This window comes from Marinobacterium sp. MBR-109, assembly GCF_040547565.1.
GTDB lineage: Bacteria > Pseudomonadota > Gammaproteobacteria > Pseudomonadales > Balneatricaceae > Marinobacterium.
Map to the genome: position 1 here is coordinate 327,811 of NZ_JBEPPZ010000003.1, position 17,036 is coordinate 344,846.

15 protein-coding genes are annotated in these 17,036 nt (G+C 58.8%); 3 read left to right on the top strand and 12 right to left on the bottom strand.

Translation table 11 applies throughout. From position 1 onward, the window contains the following. Positions 1 to 4 precede the first annotated feature (4 nt). Both rpsO and pnp read left to right on the top strand, forming a co-directional pair. The gene (gene rpsO, locus ABIE60_RS06440) at positions 5 to 274 is read left to right on the top strand and encodes a 30S ribosomal protein S15 (protein WP_354409653.1); all 270 of its coding nucleotides are present in this window, start codon (positions 5 to 7) and stop codon (positions 272 to 274) included. 181 nt (positions 275 to 455) lie between these two features. Beyond that, positions 456 to 2,561, top strand: a complete 2,106-nt coding sequence (gene pnp, locus ABIE60_RS06445) for a polyribonucleotide nucleotidyltransferase (RefSeq protein WP_354468610.1) — start codon at positions 456 to 458, stop codon at positions 2,559 to 2,561. Between the two features lie 62 nt (positions 2,562 to 2,623). Here the strand turns inward: pnp and ABIE60_RS06450 are convergent, their stop codons facing one another. Genes ABIE60_RS06450 through rsuA form a run of 3 tightly spaced genes read right to left on the bottom strand, consistent with a single transcriptional unit; the run spans position 2,624 to position 5,041 of the window. Then, positions 2,624 to 3,295 (bottom strand): YciC family protein, encoded by a 672-nt coding sequence (locus ABIE60_RS06450; protein WP_354468611.1) that lies wholly within the window; start codon positions 3,293 to 3,295, stop codon positions 2,624 to 2,626. Continuing rightward, positions 3,292 to 4,350 (bottom strand): methyltransferase, encoded by a 1,059-nt coding sequence (locus tag ABIE60_RS06455; RefSeq protein ID WP_354468612.1) that lies wholly within the window; start codon positions 4,348 to 4,350, stop codon positions 3,292 to 3,294. Before ABIE60_RS06455 ends, ABIE60_RS06450 begins: the two co-directional genes overlap by 4 nt. Position 4,351: 1 nt before the next feature. Beyond that, complete coding sequence (rsuA, locus tag ABIE60_RS06460) at positions 4,352 to 5,041, bottom strand: 16S rRNA pseudouridine(516) synthase RsuA (RefSeq protein WP_354468613.1); 690 nt, start codon at positions 5,039 to 5,041, stop codon at positions 4,352 to 4,354. A gap of 125 nt (positions 5,042 to 5,166) precedes the next feature. Between rsuA and ABIE60_RS06465 the strand changes: the two genes are divergently transcribed. After that, positions 5,167 to 6,003, top strand: a complete 837-nt coding sequence (locus tag ABIE60_RS06465) for a 6-carboxytetrahydropterin synthase (RefSeq protein ID WP_354468614.1) — start codon at positions 5,167 to 5,169, stop codon at positions 6,001 to 6,003. 83 nt (positions 6,004 to 6,086) lie between these two features. Here the strand turns inward: ABIE60_RS06465 and ABIE60_RS06470 are convergent, their stop codons facing one another. The 9 genes from ABIE60_RS06470 to gluQRS all read right to left on the bottom strand — a co-directional run bounded on the left by ABIE60_RS06470 (position 6,087) and on the right by gluQRS (position 17,022). Next, complete coding sequence (locus ABIE60_RS06470) at positions 6,087 to 7,268, bottom strand: acetyl-CoA C-acetyltransferase (protein ID WP_354468615.1); 1,182 nt, start codon at positions 7,266 to 7,268, stop codon at positions 6,087 to 6,089. Positions 7,269 to 7,490: 222 nt separating this feature from the next. After that, entirely contained in the window at positions 7,491 to 8,336 is an 846-nt protein-coding gene (panC, locus tag ABIE60_RS06475) for a pantoate--beta-alanine ligase (protein ID WP_354468616.1), read from the bottom strand. A gap of 1 nt (position 8,337) precedes the next feature. Next, on the bottom strand, positions 8,338 to 9,132 hold the full coding sequence (gene panB / locus ABIE60_RS06480; RefSeq protein ID WP_354468617.1) for a 3-methyl-2-oxobutanoate hydroxymethyltransferase: 795 nt from the start codon (positions 9,130 to 9,132) through the stop codon (positions 8,338 to 8,340). Positions 9,133 to 9,168: 36 nt separating this feature from the next. Further along, positions 9,169 to 9,663, bottom strand: a complete 495-nt coding sequence (folK, locus tag ABIE60_RS06485; protein WP_354468618.1) for a 2-amino-4-hydroxy-6-hydroxymethyldihydropteridine diphosphokinase — start codon at positions 9,661 to 9,663, stop codon at positions 9,169 to 9,171. Then, positions 9,656 to 11,128, bottom strand: coding sequence for a polynucleotide adenylyltransferase PcnB (gene pcnB / locus ABIE60_RS06490; protein ID WP_354468619.1), 1,473 nt, complete (start codon positions 11,126 to 11,128; stop codon positions 9,656 to 9,658). The genes folK and pcnB overlap by 8 nt, the downstream gene beginning before the upstream one ends. 504 nt (positions 11,129 to 11,632) lie before the next feature. Continuing rightward, positions 11,633 to 13,030 carry a sigma-54-dependent transcriptional regulator gene (locus ABIE60_RS06495; protein ID WP_354468620.1) on the bottom strand — a complete coding sequence of 466 codons (1,398 nt, stop codon included), beginning with the start codon at positions 13,028 to 13,030 and terminating at the stop codon, positions 11,633 to 11,635. Further along, entirely contained in the window at positions 13,027 to 15,969 is a 2,943-nt protein-coding gene (locus ABIE60_RS06500) for a sensor histidine kinase (protein WP_354468621.1), read from the bottom strand. Before ABIE60_RS06500 ends, ABIE60_RS06495 begins: the two co-directional genes overlap by 4 nt. After that, on the bottom strand, positions 15,959 to 16,135 hold the full coding sequence (locus ABIE60_RS06505) for a hypothetical protein (protein ID WP_354468622.1): 177 nt from the start codon (positions 16,133 to 16,135) through the stop codon (positions 15,959 to 15,961). The genes ABIE60_RS06500 and ABIE60_RS06505 overlap by 11 nt, the downstream gene beginning before the upstream one ends. A gap of 2 nt (positions 16,136 to 16,137) precedes the next feature. Further along, the gene (gluQRS, locus tag ABIE60_RS06510) at positions 16,138 to 17,022 is read right to left on the bottom strand and encodes a tRNA glutamyl-Q(34) synthetase GluQRS (RefSeq protein WP_354468623.1); all 885 of its coding nucleotides are present in this window, start codon (positions 17,020 to 17,022) and stop codon (positions 16,138 to 16,140) included. Positions 17,023 to 17,036 lie beyond the last annotated feature (14 nt).

The following is a 17,036-nucleotide window of genomic DNA, read 5'->3' on the forward strand; positions in this document are numbered from 1 at the left end:
TACAATGGCACTCTCTATTGAGAAAAAAGCGGAAATCGTTGCTGAATTCGGTCGTGGCGCTGGTGATACCGGTTCTACCGAAGTACAGGTTGCGCTGCTGACTGCGAACATCGAAGGCCTGCAGGGTCACTTCAAGTCGCACAAGCAGGATCACCACTCTCGCCGTGGTCTGATCCGCATGGTAAACCAGCGTCGTAAGCTGCTGGACTACCTGAAAGGCAAAGACGCTGACCGCTATCTGGCGCTGATCGGCCGTCTTGGACTGCGTCGCTAAGCAGTTCCATCCTGAGGCCATACTGTGTATGGCCTCAGCTTTATCTACAGCCCGTTAAAGCGACACAATCATCCAGCCTGTACTCACTTGACGACTGTCGCAGTCGGCAACTGAGTACTGGCTTGAAAAGAGGGTTGGTTGGTCCGCTGACGGGAATACACAAACCCGAGGAGTTTCTATCGTGCAAGCGATCAGTAAATCATTTCAGTTCGGCAAACATACCATCACCATCGAAACCGGCAAGGTAGCCCGTCAGGCCACCGGTGCCGTCATGGTTACCATGGACGGTGTTCAGGTACTCTGTACCGTAGTCGGCTCCAAAGAGATGCGTGAAGGTCAGGACTTCTTCCCGCTGTCGGTTCATTACCAGGAAAAATACTACGCCGTCGGCCGTATTCCGGGTGGCTTCTTCAAGCGTGAAGCGCGTCCTTCCGAGAAGGAAACGCTGACTTCGCGCCTGATCGACCGTCCGATCCGTCCGCTGTTCCCGAAAGGCTTCATGAACGAAGTCCAGGTGGTTTGCACCGTGATGTCGGCCGACAAGGTCAATGATCCGGATATCGCGGCCATGATCGGTACCTCTGCGGCACTGGCGATCTCCGGTCTGCCGTTCATGGGGCCGATCGGTGGTGCCCGTGTCGGTTTCACCGAGGCTGACGGCTACATCCTGAACCCGACCTATGCCGAGCTGGCAACCTCCGAGCTGGACATGGTTGTAGCCGGTACTGCCGATGCGGTACTGATGGTTGAGTCTGAAGCCAAAGAGCTGACCGAAGACGAAATGCTCGGCGCCGTGCTGTTTGCACACCAGGAAATGCAGGTGGTGATCAACGCCATCAACGAACTGGTGGCTGAAGCCGGCAAACCGAAGTGGGACTGGCAGCCTGCGGCCAAGAACGAAGCCCTGATCGCTCAGGTGCGTGAACTGGTCGGTGCCGGCATTGCATCTGCCTATCAGGTTGCTGACAAGATGCAGCGTCAGTCCAGCCTGTCTGAACTGCGTGCGCAGGCGGTTGAAGCCCTGTCTGGCAGTGAAGAGGGTCAGCCCTCCGGCAAGGAAGTGTCCGCGATTTTCAGCTCGCTGGAAAAAGAGATTGTGCGTAACCGCATTATCGATGGCGAGCCGCGTATCGATGGCCGTGATACCAAAACCGTACGTCCGATCAATGTCGAGATCGACCTGCTCAAGGGTGTGCACGGCTCAGCGCTGTTTACCCGCGGTGAAACTCAGGCGATCGCGACCTGTACCCTGGGCACCAGCCGTGATCAGCAGATCATCGATGCGCTGGAAGGTGAGCGCAAGGATCCGTTCATGCTGCACTACAACTTCCCTCCGTACTCCGTGGGTGAAGCGGGCCGCATGATGGGTGCAGGCCGTCGCGAAATTGGTCATGGTCGTCTGGCTCGTCGTGGTGTTGCGGCTGTGTTGCCGACTCAGGAAGAGTTCCCGTACACCATCCGCATTGTGTCCGAAATTACCGAGTCCAACGGCTCCAGCTCCATGGCGTCCGTTTGTGGCGCCTCTCTGGCGATGATGGATGCGGGTGTGCCGCTGAAAGCGCCTGTGGCCGGTATTGCCATGGGGCTGGTGAAGGAGAATGATCGCTTTGCCGTCCTGACCGATATCCTGGGTGACGAAGACCACCTTGGTGACATGGACTTCAAAGTCGCCGGTACTGAAGCGGGTGTTACGGCCCTGCAGATGGATATCAAGATCACCGGCATCACCGAAGAGATCATGGAGATCGCGCTGGAGCAGGCGCACGAAGCGCGCAAGCACATCCTGAAAGAGATGGCACTGGTCATCGGCTATGCTCGTCCGGAACTGCCGGATAACGCACCGGCCATGCAGCTGCTGAAGATCAACCCGGAGAAAATCCGTGACCTGATCGGTAAGGGTGGCGCCACCATTCGCGGTCTGACCGAAGAAACCGGCGCCATGATCGATATCGAAGATGACGGTACTGTCCGCATCTACGCTGATGACAAGGCCAAGGGCAAAGCGGCGCTGGATCGCGTCATGGCGATCACGGCTGAAGCTGAAGTGGGCAAGATCTACGAAGGCAAGGTGGTGCGTATCGAAGAGTTCGGTGCATTCGTCAATATCCTGCCGGGCAAGGATGGTCTGGTACACATCTCCCAGATCGCCAAGGAACGCGTTCAGGCCGTGACTGACTACATCAAGATGGATGACATGGTGAAGGTCAAGGTGCTGGATGTGGATATGCGTGGTCGCATCAAGCTGTCCATGAAGGACCTGATCGAAGACGAGTCTGTTTCCAGCTAAGCAGCGTTGTATCGACTTTGAAAAACCCCTGCCGATTTGCGTCGGCAGGGGTTTTTTTATGGTCAGAGCGGTTTGTGTTCCTCTTTCATCACACAGTAGATGCGATAGGCGTAGATGCTCGACATGACGCCCAGAAACTGCACCAGCAGTGACAGCGCCAGCATCAGTATTCGGGTATCGCTCAACATCTGCCCGATCATCACTTCAGCCAGCATCAATACACCGAAAATCAGTGCCAGTCCCTGCAGAAGCGGCCAGAAAAATTCACTGCTGCTGCCCCAGCTGGCACGGATGGACTCCACCGGTCCCTTGCCTTCCATCACGCAGTAGAACTCGGCAAAGGCCAGCCTGATGCCAATGTAGATCCCGGGCAGGATAAGTAACAACAGACCGGTCGAAACCGCCAGAGCTGTCAGAATATACGTCAGCAGCAGGCGTCCCCAGCAGGTCAGGCTGAGGCTGATCGCCTGGCTTGTGGACAGTGTTTGTCCCTGCAGCACCGACTGCATATACAGCAGGGTAGCCCCCCAGTAGATTGGCATCAGCGCCAGGTCCAGTGCCGAGCTGATGAAGACGCTGCTGGTCGTGCGCGCAGCCTCGGCAGACTCGGCTCCCTGCAGCAGCTGGTACTGTACCACTGTGATCAGCAGCAGAAAGGGAATCTGAATCAGTGCCAGCCGGCTGAGATGGGTACGGAAAAAGAACAGGCTCTGGCGAAGGTAGTCGAAGGTCATGAGTGTCCCTGAACAGTTGGATTAATCGGTTTGCGCAATCGAACCAGCTTGAAGCTGCCATTATCGGCCCACAGGCTGATGTCAGCAAAGCGTCCGACCGCCTTGCGCTCAAGCGGGATGTGCTGATTGACGACAAAACAGGCGGTACCCTGTGATGTAAGCAGGTGCTGTGCGGCTGCCAGAAAACGGTCGGTGAGGTCACCATCGACACTGAAACCGCTGTGGAAGGGTGGGTTGCACAGCAGGGTATCAAACTGTTGCCGGATGCTGTCCCCCGCATTGCTGGCCAGAACCTCGCCACTGATTCTGGCGCGCCGAAGATTGTGCTGGCAGGCCAGAAGAGCCGCGGCATTATTGTCAGTGCACACCAGCCGGGTTTCAGGACCTGCTGCATTGAGCGCAAGGTAGCCGAAGCCGCAGCCCAGATCCAGCACTGAACCGGACAGTGGCAGCTGTGTTTCCAGCATGGCGGGCAGCTGCTCGATCAGAAAGGCGCTGCCACGGTCGATCTTGTTCCAGCCAAACAGGCCGGGTTTGGCCCAGTACTCAAATCGCTGATCGGAGCAGGCCGGGCGCAGTTCAGCATAATCCTGGCTGTCGGGGCATTGACCCCCTTCTTCACTGCGTACTATGTGAGCACACCAGCTGTTGCCGCCAAGTTTGGTTTCACTGCGGCTGCCCCCAAGACAAAGTTCGGCCTTGCGCACGTAGGTACGAATGCCCTCGCCCTTGTCACCCAACAGAATGAGCTCGCCGTTCGGTTTGAGCAGGCGTTTTGCCGCGCCGATCAGATGGTGTACTACGGCCTTTTCCTTGGAGACACGGTACAGGATGGTATTGAAGCCGGCGCTTGGCAGTGCATCGAGCTCAAAGTCATTGAACCGGGCTTGCCAGCCCTGCTGCCGAAGCTGCTCAATCACATCGAAGCGGTTGCCGACCACCTCAATCAAGGGGTTTGGACGACAGCGTGGTTGCGGGTTTTCATCCACCAGCCAAAGGGCCTGATCGCTCAGGTGGCTGAGTTGCTGTTCCAGTTCGCGGGCAATTGGATCCATATCAGACACTGGCGATCTCGGCAGGGGTGAGTTCGCGGTATTCACCGGGTTCGAGCATTTCATCAAGGATAATATCGCCGATCCGCTCGCGATGCAGGGCTTCAACCCGGTTGCCGAGGGCGGCAAACATGCGCTTGACCTGATGGTAGCGCCCTTCATGCAGGCAGACACGGGCTTCACGCGCTGACAGCAGTTCAAGTTCTGCCGGCTTGGTCCGTCGGTGCTCCCCGTTCAGCATGATGCCATCGGCAAAGATGCGGATGGTGTCGGGAGGGATCGGATCCGAGGTAGTCACGTGATAGATCTTGCCGGTGTGGCGGTTGGGCGATGTGATACGGTGAGCCCACTGGCCGTCATCGGTCAGCAGTACCAGCCCGGTTGTATCAACATCGAGTCGGCCGCAGATGTGCAGGCGCTCGACACGCGGCATCTCAAGAAGCGCCGTTACGGTCGGGTGTGTCGGGTCGTCGTTTGAGCAGACCACACCCTCGGGCTTGTAGAGCATGATATAGCGAGTACTGGGCGGATCGAGGGGCATTCCCTGCAGGCATACGTCATCGGCGTCACTGACCTTGCGCCCGGCGTCACGCTCATGCTCCCCGTTGACGGTCACTTCGTCCGCGTGCAGCATGCGCTTGACCTCCTTGCGGGAAAAGTCGGTGACGCTGGCTATGTATTTGTCGAGTCGCATGGTTAACCTGCAAAGTATTCAAAGGGTACTAGTATATAGTAGCGGGCAAGATCACCGACAGGGGCTCATGAAAGCTGTCGGTGAATCCGCTAGAATAGCGCTCCCAAACTTGTTGCGAGGCCACCGTGAAGCTCTTCGTCGATAATCTGACCCATGTGGATTTTTCCTACCTTCATCCCAAGCGCGGGCTGGTAGGTGAGTCTTGGGCGGTGCAGCTGGTACTGGATGGCAGTCTTGATCCTCAGGGGATGATCTGTGATTTCGGTGTGGTCAAGCGCCGGGTCAAGCAGTGGCTGGATGCACACCTTGATCATATGCTGGCCGTACCGGCGCAGCTGCCCGGCTTGCAGCTTGAGCAGCAGGGCGGCATGACCGAAGTACGCTGGCACTACCCGGGGGGTGGCCTTTTCCGCTGCCGTTCACCCGAACAGGCCATCGCTGCTCTGCCCTGTACTGAAATTGACGAACTCAGTGTTGCCCACTGGTGCCGAGACCAGCTGCGTCAGCTGTTTCCAGAGCAGGTGCAGGGGGTTGAGCTGGCATTCACGACCGAGTCCATTGACGGGCACTACTACCATTACAGTCACGGCCTGCAGCAGCATGATGGCAACTGCCAGCGCATCGCTCATGGCCACCGCTCGCGTATCATGATCTACCGTAACGGTCATCGTGATGAGGTGCTGGAAGGGCGCTGGGCCGAGTGTTTCCGTGATATCTATATTGGTACCCGTGCTCACTTGAAGAGCCAGCCGGACGGTGTGCACCATTATGCCTATACGGCGCCTCAGGGTGCGTTCGAGCTGGAGCTGCCGGCCCGCTGCTGCTATCTGATCGACACCGAGAGTACCGTGGAGCAAATTGCGGCACACCTTGCGGCGCAGATCAAAATCGACCACCCGCAGGATGAGGTGGTTGTGCGGGCATTTGAGGGCATCGGCAAGGGCGCCATTGCCACGGCGTGATCGCCTGCGGTATTCAGGCGTCAGTGTCTTTCCGAAACAAAACAGCCGCCCTCGGGCGGCTGTTTGCGTTGATGCGGTGCGAATCAGTCGCGTTCGATCGCCAGTGCTGTACCCATGCCGCCACCGATGCAGAGGGTCGCTAGACCTTTTTTGGCGTCACGCTTGATCATCTCATGTACCAGTGACACGAGAATGCGGCAACCGGAAGCGCCAATCGGGTGGCCCAGCGCAATCGCGCCACCGTTCACGTTGACGATATCGGTGTTCCAGCCCAGATCCTTGTTGACGGACATGGCTTGAGCCGCGAAGGCTTCGTTGGCTTCGACCAGTTCCAGATCGTTGATGCCCCAACCCGCCTTCTCCAGCGCCTTGGTGGTGGCGCAGATCGGGCCTGTACCCATGATGGCGGGATCAACACCGGCAGAGGCGTACGCCTTGATACGAGCCAGTACCGGCAGACCCAGCGCTTCCGCCTTTTCGGCCGAACACAGAATCACGGCAGCTGCACCATCATTGATGGTGGAGCTGTTGCCGGCGGTCACGGTGCCGTCTTTCTTGAAGGCCGGGCGCAGTTTGCCCAGTGCTTCCGGGGTGCAGCCAAAGCGGGGCTGTTCATCGGTGTCGAACACCACTGGATCGCCCTTGCGCTGTGGAATGCTGACCGGAATGATTTCGTCCTTGAAGCGGCCAGAGGTGACGGCCGCTTCAGCCTTGTTCTGAGAGGCAGAAGCGAAAGCGTCCTGCTCTTCACGGCTGAAACCGTATTTCTCGACAATGTTCTCGGTGGTGATACCCATGTGGTAGTTGTTGAACGCATCCCACAGGCCATCGGTAATCATGGAGTCGATCATCTTCCAGTCGCCCATGCGTGCGCCATTACGCGAGTTGGGCAGCAGGTGGGGTGACTGGGACATGTTTTCCTGGCCGCCGGCGATGATCACGTCAGCATCACCGCAGCGGATCGCCTGGGTCGCCAGTTGCAGGGCCTTGAGGCCGGAGCCGCACACCTTGTTGATGGTCATGGCGGGCACTTCCTGAGGGATGCCAGCGTGGATCAGAGCCTGACGCGCCGGGTTCTGGCCACAGCCGGCCGTGAGTACCTGGCCCAGAATCACTTCGTCTACCTCTGCCGGGTTGAGTCCGGTCTTCTGCAACAGGCCCTTGAGTACTTCAGCGCCCAGAGTAGCCGCGGTCAGTGAGGAGAGGGAGCCGTTGAAAGTACCCACCGCTGTACGGCCAGCGGCAACGATAACAACATCACGCATAATGGAAGTGCCTCTTTGGTTCATATCATTATTGATCCCGGGCTCAGGGTAATGCACGCCGGTGAAAGGGATGTTTCAGTCGGCATCAGCTCGGGCAGGCGTACGGGTATCCATACCGCCATGAGGTCCTTCGAGTCTGCGCGAAGGGCTCAGGCGGTGTCAAGTAGACCAAGGCAAAACTGTGTGCGCTGCACAACGGGAGTACAGGGCCCCCTGGGAGTGTCAGATCTCGAGGTTGTCGATCAGACGGGCAGGGCCGAGTCGCGCGGCGACCAGAATGACCAGAGGGCGAACATCTCCGGCTTCAGGCGGCTGGAGTGTATCCCGGCACAGGATGCGGTAGTAATCGCGCTGGAAGCCACCCGCTTCAAGTTGTTGCTGCGCCTGCTGTTCCAGTGCGCTGAAATCCGTGGCGCCGTTGCGCACCGCCTCGGCGGTCTGTTGCAGGATCTGTTGCAGCAGGGGGGCAATGGCCAGTTCATCCGCATTGAGATAGCCGTTGCGTGAACTGAGCGCCAGTCCGCTGCCGGCTCGCTCCGTCGCAACACCCACAATATCAACGGGGATGCAGAGGTCGCGTACCATCTTGCGGATCACGGCAACCTGCTGATAATCCTTGAGCCCGAACACGGCCAGATCCGGCTGTACAATGTTGAACAGCTTGCATACCACGGTGGTTACACCACGGAAGTGCCCCGGCCGGCTGGCGCCGCAGTGCAGATCGGACAGGCCCGGGACCTCAACCAGTGTCTGGTTGTCCTGGCCTTCCGGGTAGACTTCGCTGACACCGGGTGCAAACAGCAGGTCACAACCGGCTGCCATCAGCTTCTCCTGATCGGCGGCCAGGGTGCGAGGGTAGCTGTCGAGATCTTCGTTGGCACCAAACTGCAGCGGGTTGACGAAGATGCTGGCCACCACGATATCGGCTTGCCGGCGTGCTGTTTCCACCAGTTTGATGTGGCCCTGGTGCAGGTTGCCCATGGTGGGTACCAGTGCAATTTTCCGGCCGGACAGTCGTGCCGGCTTCAGGGCGGTACGCAGATCCGCAATGGTGTTGATCGTCTGCATGTTACTCGAACCCGTGTTCCGGTCCGGGAAACGTACCGGCTCTTACCTGATCGCCATACAGGCGGAAAGCCTGCTCAATGCTGTCGGCTTCGGCCATGAAGTCCTTGACGAACTTGGGCCGACGTCCAGGTGTAATGCCAAGCATGTCATGCATCACCAGTACCTGGGCATCCGTGTGATGGCCTGCACCGATACCGATAACCGGAATCTCTACGTTGCGGGTAATCTCTTCGGCCAGCAGTGTGGGGACACACTCCAGCAGGAGCATGCTGGCGCCGGCATCTTCAAGCTTCTTCGCATCTTCAATCATTTTCAGGGCGGACTGGCGGTCACGCCCCTGCACTCGATAACCGCCAAGCTTGTTGACGGCCTGAGGTGTCAAGCCAAGGTGCGGGCACACGGGCACGCCGCGCTCGGCCAGCATGCGCACGCTTTCACACAGCCAGTCGCCGCCTTCCAGCTTGACGATGTGTGCGCCTGCCTGCATCAGCTTGGCCGAGTTGTCCATCGCCTGCTCCGGTGTGGAATAGCTCATGAACGGCAGGTCCGACATGATCATGGCACCCTGATTGCCGCGGGCAACGCTGGCGGTGTGGTAAGCCATCTCATCAACGGTAACCGGCAGGGTGCTGCTCTGTCCCTGCAGTACCATACCGAGTGAGTCACCGACCAGAATCATCTCGATACCGGCGCTGCTCACCAGGTGGGCAAAGGTCGCATCATAAGCGGTCAGTACGGCAAACTTTTCACCGGCCTGTTTGCGGGCGGTCAGGGTATGCAGCGTAAAGTTGGACATAGCAATCTCTTCATCATTGTCTGAGCTTGTGCGCGATTATAACGATATCTTTTCCAGCGTGCCCAGAGGGCAGTGCTGAAGAAGCGTATTCAGCGGGCGGCCATCGGGCAGGATCAGCTCCGGCGCCAGTTCCGCCAATGGCCAGAGGACAAAATTGCGCTCGGTCATGCAGGCATGGGGAACGGTCAGGCGCGGCGTCGATATCACCTGATCGCCATACAGCAGCAGGTCCAGGTCCAGGGTGCGGGGCCCCCAGTGGATCTTGCGCACGCGCTGGTGTACCTGCTCGATCGCCTGCAGCGCATCGAGCAGGGCTTCCGGCTCCAGACGGGTATCCAGTGCAGCAACCGCGTTGATGTAATCGGGCTGGCCGGGAGGTCCGACGGGATCGGAACGGTAGAGCGACGAGTGTGCAACCAGAGTGGTGTCAGGCAGTTGCTTCAGCTCTTGCAGCGCGGTGCTGACCTGCAGCAGCGGGTCCTCAAGGTTGCTGCCCAGACCAATCCAGGCGCGTAACTGAGCCTTACTCATCGCTGGGGCGGCTGTCCTGCGCCGGACGGTTGCGTGGGCGACGACGACGTTTGCGGCGCGGCTTGTCATCCTGATCCGCGGGGACCATGTCGCGTCGTGTAACCGGATTGGAGGACTGGTAGTCGGTCCACCACTGGCTCAGGCCCTGCAGCGGCTCACCACTGTTCTCACGCAGTACCAGAAGATCGTATGCAGCTCTGAAACGCGGATGCTCCATCAGCTGATCGGCTTTCTTGCCCTGTCGACGCGGCAGGCGAAGCTGCAGTTCCCAGATTTCACGCACCGGAGTGGAGAATCGGCGCGGAATGGCAGTTGAGCGGACCTGCTCGGCCAGAACCTGATTGGCGGCCTCATGCAGCAGCGGGATCGGTGGCAGATCTGAGCTCTGCTCCAGCTGTTTGATTCTCAGCTGCAACGGATACCAGAGCAAGGCCGCAAACAGAAAGGCAGGGGTGACGCTCTTGCCCTGAGACAGACGTCGATCCGTGTTGCACAGGGCGTTGATCAGCAGGGTTTCCACCGGATACTCGTCATGTTCCAGCGCCGCATCAGTTTGCGGGAAAAGGAAGGCAAACAGACCGAAGCGTTGCAGCTGTCGGTAGGACGCTTCACCGTGTCCGCTCTGCAGCAGTTTGAGCACTTCATCAAACAGGCGTGCGGGGGATACATTGCCAAGCAGCGCTGCCAGTTCTCGAATCGGAGCTGCGGTACCGGGTTCCACTTCAAAGCCGAGTTTGGCCGCAAAGCGTGCAGCCCTGAGCATGCGCACCGGGTCTTCACGGTAGCGTTCGCGTGCATCACCGATCATGCGCAGCTGGCGCTGTTTGAGGTCAGGATAGCCATTGGCAAAATCGAGTACGGTATGGTCACGCACATCGTAGTAAAGCGCGTTGATGGTGAAATCGCGGCGCAGGGCATCTTCTTCGATGGTGCCGTAGACATTGTCGCGCAGGATCATGCCGGTGGCGGCCGTACGGGCCTGGTCCTGGGTCGTTTCTTCCTGATCGTGCGATGCTCTGAAGGTGGCGACCTCGATCACTTCGCGACCGAAGCGGACATGCAGCAGCTTGAAGCGGCGCCCAATCAGGCGACCACGTCGAAACAGCTCTTCGGCCTCTTCGGGGTGAGCTGAGGTGGCGATGTCAAAGTCTTTGGGGGTGTGTCCCAGCAGCAGGTCACGTATGCAGCCGCCGACAAGGTAGCCCTCGAAGCCGGCATCCTGCAGTCGATAGACAACCTTCATCGCATTGTCGTCCAGGTGGCGGCGAGGAATCTGGTGCTCGGACTCATTGACGATGCGACGCTGTCCCAGCGGAAGTGGCTGCTCGGCAGCTGTCGCCGGTGGCGAGCTTTCCTGGGGAGGTGTGGCTGCGGGATTGACGGTGCGGCGACGACTGAACATGACAAGGGCGATCAGGGCTGCTGCAGCGAGTGCGAGCAGAATGATGAGCAGAGTATTAGACATCGGTTACTGGGGGTCCCTGTAATGGCTGATCACGGATGGGGCATCATAACACCTGCGAAAGCTTAGTATAAGGCTCGGAGCGGGCATGGTTGCGTGGTGTGGCAAAGCGTGATGCGTGAATCAGGAGGGTGGGGGGTGTCGGTCGTAAAGTGACACCATGAAGCTTAGCTTGTTGTTGTTCTTCCTAAGAGCACTGATTGGGGAGCGCTGCAGTGCCACTCTATCGACCGACTAAGCCTCATTTTTATTTTTATTCGAGGCAGGTCACTCATCCACAGGGCCATTTTTATTTTTATTACCGGCGCTGCTTCAGCGTGTACGTTGTTGTTGTTCTGTCAGTAATAAAGCAGGACGCGTGCCAAAAATCATAACCCTTTGTTTTATATGATTAAGGCTATATTGGTCCTGATTATTCTCTCGTTTCTGGCAACAGAGTGTTACCGAATGTCACGGTTTGTGGGCGACGATGGGTAGTAAGGTAACACTTTTGAGTGTTACCGATTGTTACCCCTTGGGTTTGCGGGGGATACCCAGTTTCTGGCGTCGCTCCCACAGGCTTTTGCGGCTGATTCCGAGCGTTTTAGCCAGTTCGGTTTCACTCATCTGGTCCTGGTTTTCAAGGACGAAGCGCTGGAAGTAGTCGTCCAGGGACAGGTCGGTGCGGGCATGGGTGGTGGCTTCACTGTCAAGGCTCGGTGTAGGCCTGTGCCGCTGGGCATACTGGCTTTCGATGTCGGCCAGGCTCTGCTGTTCCAGCTCAAGGCCCAGCAGATCAGGAGTGATCTGCCGACCATCGGCCAGAATGACGGCGCGCTCAATCGCATTCTCCAGCTCGCGCACATTGCCGGGCCAGTGATAGCTGCGCAGAAGCTCCAGTGCTTCGGGGCTGAAGTTGAGAGACTCACATCCCATCTTTTCGGCCTGCTTGGACAGGAAGGCTTCGGCCAGCTCCAGAATGTCGTCCTCTCGTGCCCGCAGGGGGGGCATGCGCAGCTCCATCACGTACAGGCGATAATACAGATCTTCACGGAACTGGCCGGAGCGGGCGCGGGTCTTGAGATCGCGATGGGTAGCAGCGATCAGACGTACATCCACCTTGAGCGGTTGCACCGCCCCAACTCGGCGAATTTCACCCTCCTGCAGGAAGCGCAGCAGGCGGGCCTGGGCTTCCAGGGGCAGTTCACCGATCTCGTCCAGAAACAGGGTGCCGCCATCGGCGGCTTCAATCAGGCCACTGCGGCCGCTGGTTGCACCGGTGAAGGCGCCTTTCTCATGCCCGAACAGTTCGGACTCGATCAGCGTCTCCGGTATGGCGGCGCAGTTGACGCACACCATGGGTCGGTTGGCCCTGTTGCTCTGTTCGTGAATGGCGCGGGCGGCCAGCTCCTTGCCGGTACCGGACTCGCCAAGGATCAATACGGTGGCATCGGTGCGTGCGACCTTGCTGATGCGGCGGTAGAGTTCCTGCATCGACTTGCAGGAACCGATAATGCGCGTCTGTTCGGGCGCCTTACCGCTGGTGCTGCCGCTGACTTCGCTGTCTGATGCAGTGCGGGGCTGTGACAGTGTGGCCGCTACGGTTTTCAGCATTTCGTCGTGATCGAACGGTTTGGCAATATAGTCCACGGCGCCAAGCTTCATGGCATCCACAGCAGAGCGCAGGCTGGCATAGCTGGTCATGATCAATACCGGCACCGATCCGGCCAGTCCGATGAGGTCGGTACCCGGCGCACCGGGCAATCTCAAATCGGTGATGATCAGGTCAAAGCTTTCCAGACTGAAGTCGCCACAGGCTTCGGCCACCGAGCCGGCGTCACTGACTTCATATCCGTTTTTTTCCAGCAGGCGCCTGAGCGCTGAGCGGATGATACTTTCATCCTCGACAATCAGAATTCGACTCATCCGGACAAACCTTCTCCATGAGCAGCCGGCGACGCAAGGGCATTTTCCTCGTTCAGCCGGGGTAAGGTGATTACGACCTGAGTGCCTTTGTTCTGGTTTTTGTTGGCCGGGCTAAGAATCTCGATATTACCATAGTGCTGCACAATGATGTTGTAGACCAAAGGCAGACCCAGACCGGTTCCGCGTCCAGGGTCCTTGGTGGTGAAAAAGGGCTCGAAAAGACGGTTCAGGTGTTCCGGGGCGATGCCGGTGCCCTCATCGGTAATACGAATGCAGATACTGGTCTCGCTCGCCTGTGCTTCAATTTCGACCAGCCCCTGCGGCGGTGAGGCATCACTGGCGTTGTTGAGCAGGTTGACGAATACCTGCAGCAGCAGTTGCAGGTCGCCACGGATCTGCAGGGACGGGTCAACCTGATTGACAAAATGTTGCTGTCGGCTGTGGCTGTCGAGGGTAACCAGATGGATCGCTTCATCAATGCAGTTGCGCAAATCCAGCGGCTCGAAATGCTCCGGGCCTTCCTGACGACCTGTGTGGGCAAAACGCACCAGTGATTGAACGATACGGTTGATGCGGCGGGTCTGATCAACAATCTGATCGCCGGTTTCCAGCACCTCCGGCAGCTCTGTCTCCAGTTTCAGGTTCTGGGCCAGGCAGGCGATACCGGTCACCGGGTTTCCGATCTCATGAGCAACGCCGGCAGCGAAGCGGCCGATGGATGCCAGACGTTCGCTGTGGGCCAACTTGCGGGCCATCATCAGGTGCTCGGTTTCCTCTTCAATCAACAGGACCTTGCCTTGCGCAGGCGTGTCGTCCAGGCGTGCCTTGTGCAGGCTGAACCAGCGCTGCTCGCCCTGCAGTTCAATCATTTGAGCTTCCTGATGCAGGGTGTTGTTGTCTGCAAACTCCTGCAGCAGGCGGCTCCAGGGCAGGGGCAGTTGTGCCAGCGGATTGCCGAGCGCCTGTTCGGCACTCAGCCCGGTGTACTGCTCCAGCTCGGCATTCCAGAACAGGATGCGCTGGTCTGCATCGAGGGTGCAGACCCCGATAGGCAGGCGCTGCAGAGTGGCACGATGATAGCGTCTGAGCTGGTCAAGTTCGGCTGCCAGGCCGGACAGGCGCTGGTCATAGGTTTCCAGTTGCTGTTCCAGCAAATGTACCTCACGGGCCTTGAAGCCGGCACTGCGATCGGTCTCCAGCGGTTGCAACAGCGCTGTTGCCTCCACCGGTCCCAGCAGAGCGGAAAGATTCTGCTCCAGCTGGGTTCGCAGACGCAGGCTGTCCAGCGGTCTCAGCTGTCCCGGGCTCAGCTGCAGTGTGCGCATGGCACGCTGGACTTCCCGCTGTGCAGGCTGTTCCCCCAGCCTGGGTGTCAGGCGGGCAACAAACTCCGCTTCACTGGCGGCAGCCAGGCCTAAACCCAGAGGACGAGGCATGACGTTGAGCGCACAGGCTTCGGCGGCCTGTCTCTCGCCCTCGCGGCCGGGGAAAAGCAGTGAGCCCAGTATCAGCAAAGCCGTGTTGAGCATTACCGAAAGCAGGGCGACCTTATACCACTGACTCAGGGCTCCGGCATCCAGCGGAGCGCCATCCAGCATCATCGGCAGCAGCATGCCCAGTGCCCAGAGGCCTATCCCCCCTGTCAGGCCGAGAAGAAAACCGGTGCGGCTGGCGTTGGGCCAGTACAGGGTTGCGAGTACTCCCGGCAGAAACTGAAGAAAAGCGATAAATGCCAGCAGCCCAAGCTGGTTCAGTGAAAACTGCTGACCGATATGGCGGAAAAACAGATAGCTGCCCAGCATTACCGCCATGATGATCAGTCGTCGCAGCCACAGCAACCAGGCGTAGAAGCGGACATTGTCCGGTACCCGTACCAGGGGCAGTACGACATGGTTCTGCAGCATCGATGCCAGCGCCACGGTGGCCACTATGATGATGCCACTGGCCGCCGAGAGCCCACCGATGAAGGCCAGCAGACTGAACCACGGCAATTGCAGGTTCTGCCCCAATTGCAGCAGCAGATACTCGGGGTTTGTGACTGCATCGTACTTCATGCCGGCCCAGAGGATGGGGGGCACGGAAATGGCCAGCAGCAGCAGAAAGAGGGGGATGCCCCAGCTGGCGCGATACAGGCTTTCGGTCGGCAGGTTTTCCGTGAACGCGATATGGAACATGTGCGGCATGACAAAGGCACAGGCAAAAAACGCCAGCAGCAGAATTTGCCAGTGGCTGGTGTCCGGCGGCTGCTGCAGTCGCTGCAGCGCCTCAGGGTTACGCTGCAGCCAGTCCCCGAGTCCATCGACACCGCCCAGCAAGGCCCAGAATGCATAGGCCGCAATCAGCAGTAGTGCAATCAGCTTGAACAGAGACTCAAGCGCGATGGCAAACACCAGTCCGCGGTGGCTGCTGCGCAAAGAGGCATGCCGAGCACCAAACAGCAGGGTAAAGAGGGTCAGAATGATGCAGAAGCCGGCTGCCGCCCGGCTGGAGGAGATACGATCGTTCAGCATGGGGAGCGAGTCGGCCAGTGCCTGAATCTGTATCGAGATCAGAGGCAGGCTGATAAACAGCATCAATAAAGTGGTCAGTGTCCCCACCCGGCCGCTGCGAAAGCGAAAGGCAAACAGATCGGGCAGTGAGCTGAGCTGGTGTCGCCGGGTAATTCTCAGCAATGGAATCAGCACCAGAGGGGCCAGCAGGAAGCTGATGGAGGCTCCCATATAGGAGATCAAATAGACATAGCCGGAATGATACGCAACGCCAAAGATGCCATAGAAGGTCCAGGCGCTGGCAAATACCCCAAGGGCCAGCACATGCACCAGCGGGTGTCGGGTGATGCGTTCAGGCAGCATCCCCTTGTCGGTGAGCCAGGCTGCACCGAAGAGGGCGAGAAGATAACCGCAGCCGAGCAGTGCCAGCAGGCTGAGATCAAAGTTCATGGTGACGCTGACGCCATTCGGCGGTCGCTGCCAGCAGGATCAGCAGTGCCCAGATCAGAAAGGGCGTCAGCCAGTGGCCGCTGTGGAACAGCCACAGCTCGATCAGTCCCGGCAACAGCAGCAGAGCGGCCAGTAACAGAAGCAGCAGTAGACGATGCAGATACATATTCAGGTCTCGGATTCACACAGGCTCAGTGTGCCGGGAACTGCAGCGATGTTCCAGTGTGTGACAGCCCACGAGAGCAACTCATCCCGACTGGCCGTTGCCAGGTCGGTGGGTGGCTTCTGGCCCAGAAGCGACAGCGCGCGCAGCAGCAGTTGTTGGCGTTGGCTCGGGTCGATCGCGGGAGCCAGGTTCTGCTTGCTTAGCTTCTGTCCGGCCGGATTGGTGATCACCGGTATGTGCGCGTATGCGGGCATCGGGTAGCCAAGCAGGGCTTGCAGCGCGATCTGGTGAGGTGTTTCGTCGATCAGGTCACTGCCGCGCAAAATGTCAGTTACGCCTGCGGCTGCGTCATCCACCACCACGGCCAGCTGGTAGGCAAAAAGGCCATCGCGTCTGAATACCACAAAGTCCCCGTACCCTGGCGGCCATTGGTAGCGTCGTACGCCCTGAATACGGTCCTGGAACTGTTGTTCGGACTCGGGGTGAATCACCCGGATGGCGCAGCTGGCCGAAGCAGGCGGTGGGTATCGCAGGCAATGGCCATCGTATAGTCCCGATACGCCTCTGGTCTTGAGCTGCTTGCGACTGCAATTGCAACGATAGGCGGCGCCTTGACGCAGTAGCTGTTCCAGTGCGTCCTGATAGTACTCAAGCCGTTGGCTTTGGTATGCCACGGGGCCATCCCAGTGCAGACCGAAGGCGTCAAGGGTGCGCAGAATCGAACCGGCCGCGCCAGGCTGCTCGCGAGGCGGGTCAAGGTCTTCTATCCGCAGCAGCCACTTCCCATTGCGCGAACGCATATCGAGATAGCTTGCCAGTGCGGCAAGCAGAGAGCCGAAATGGAGGGGGCCGGTCGGTGAGGGGGCAAAGCGTCCGATGCAGCTCAAGATGTGCTCGTGTC

Coding starts and splice junctions, on each gene's coding strand:
- pcnB (WP_354468619.1), bottom strand. CDS start 11,128: ATGTCTAATACTCTGCTCATCATTCTGCTCGCACTCGCTGCAGCAGCC.
- folK (WP_354468618.1), bottom strand. CDS start 9,663: ATGAGTAAGGCTCAGTTACGCGCCTGGATTGGTCTGGGCAGCAACCTT.
- rpsO (WP_354409653.1), top strand. CDS start 5: ATGGCACTCTCTATTGAGAAAAAAGCGGAAATCGTTGCTGAATTCGGT.
- ABIE60_RS06500 (WP_354468621.1), bottom strand. CDS start 15,969: ATGAACTTTGATCTCAGCCTGCTGGCACTGCTCGGCTGCGGTTATCTT.
- ABIE60_RS06505 (WP_354468622.1), bottom strand. CDS start 16,135: ATGTATCTGCATCGTCTACTGCTGCTTCTGTTACTGGCCGCTCTGCTG.
- ABIE60_RS06455 (WP_354468612.1), bottom strand. CDS start 4,350: ATGGATCCAATTGCCCGCGAACTGGAACAGCAACTCAGCCACCTGAGC.
- ABIE60_RS06495 (WP_354468620.1), bottom strand. CDS start 13,030: ATGAGTCGAATTCTGATTGTCGAGGATGAAAGTATCATCCGCTCAGCG.
- panC (WP_354468616.1), bottom strand. CDS start 8,336: ATGCAGACGATCAACACCATTGCGGATCTGCGTACCGCCCTGAAGCCG.
- rsuA (WP_354468613.1), bottom strand. CDS start 5,041: ATGCGACTCGACAAATACATAGCCAGCGTCACCGACTTTTCCCGCAAG.
- ABIE60_RS06470 (WP_354468615.1), bottom strand. CDS start 7,268: ATGCGTGATGTTGTTATCGTTGCCGCTGGCCGTACAGCGGTGGGTACT.
- panB (WP_354468617.1), bottom strand. CDS start 9,132: ATGTCCAACTTTACGCTGCATACCCTGACCGCCCGCAAACAGGCCGGT.
- ABIE60_RS06450 (WP_354468611.1), bottom strand. CDS start 3,295: ATGACCTTCGACTACCTTCGCCAGAGCCTGTTCTTTTTCCGTACCCAT.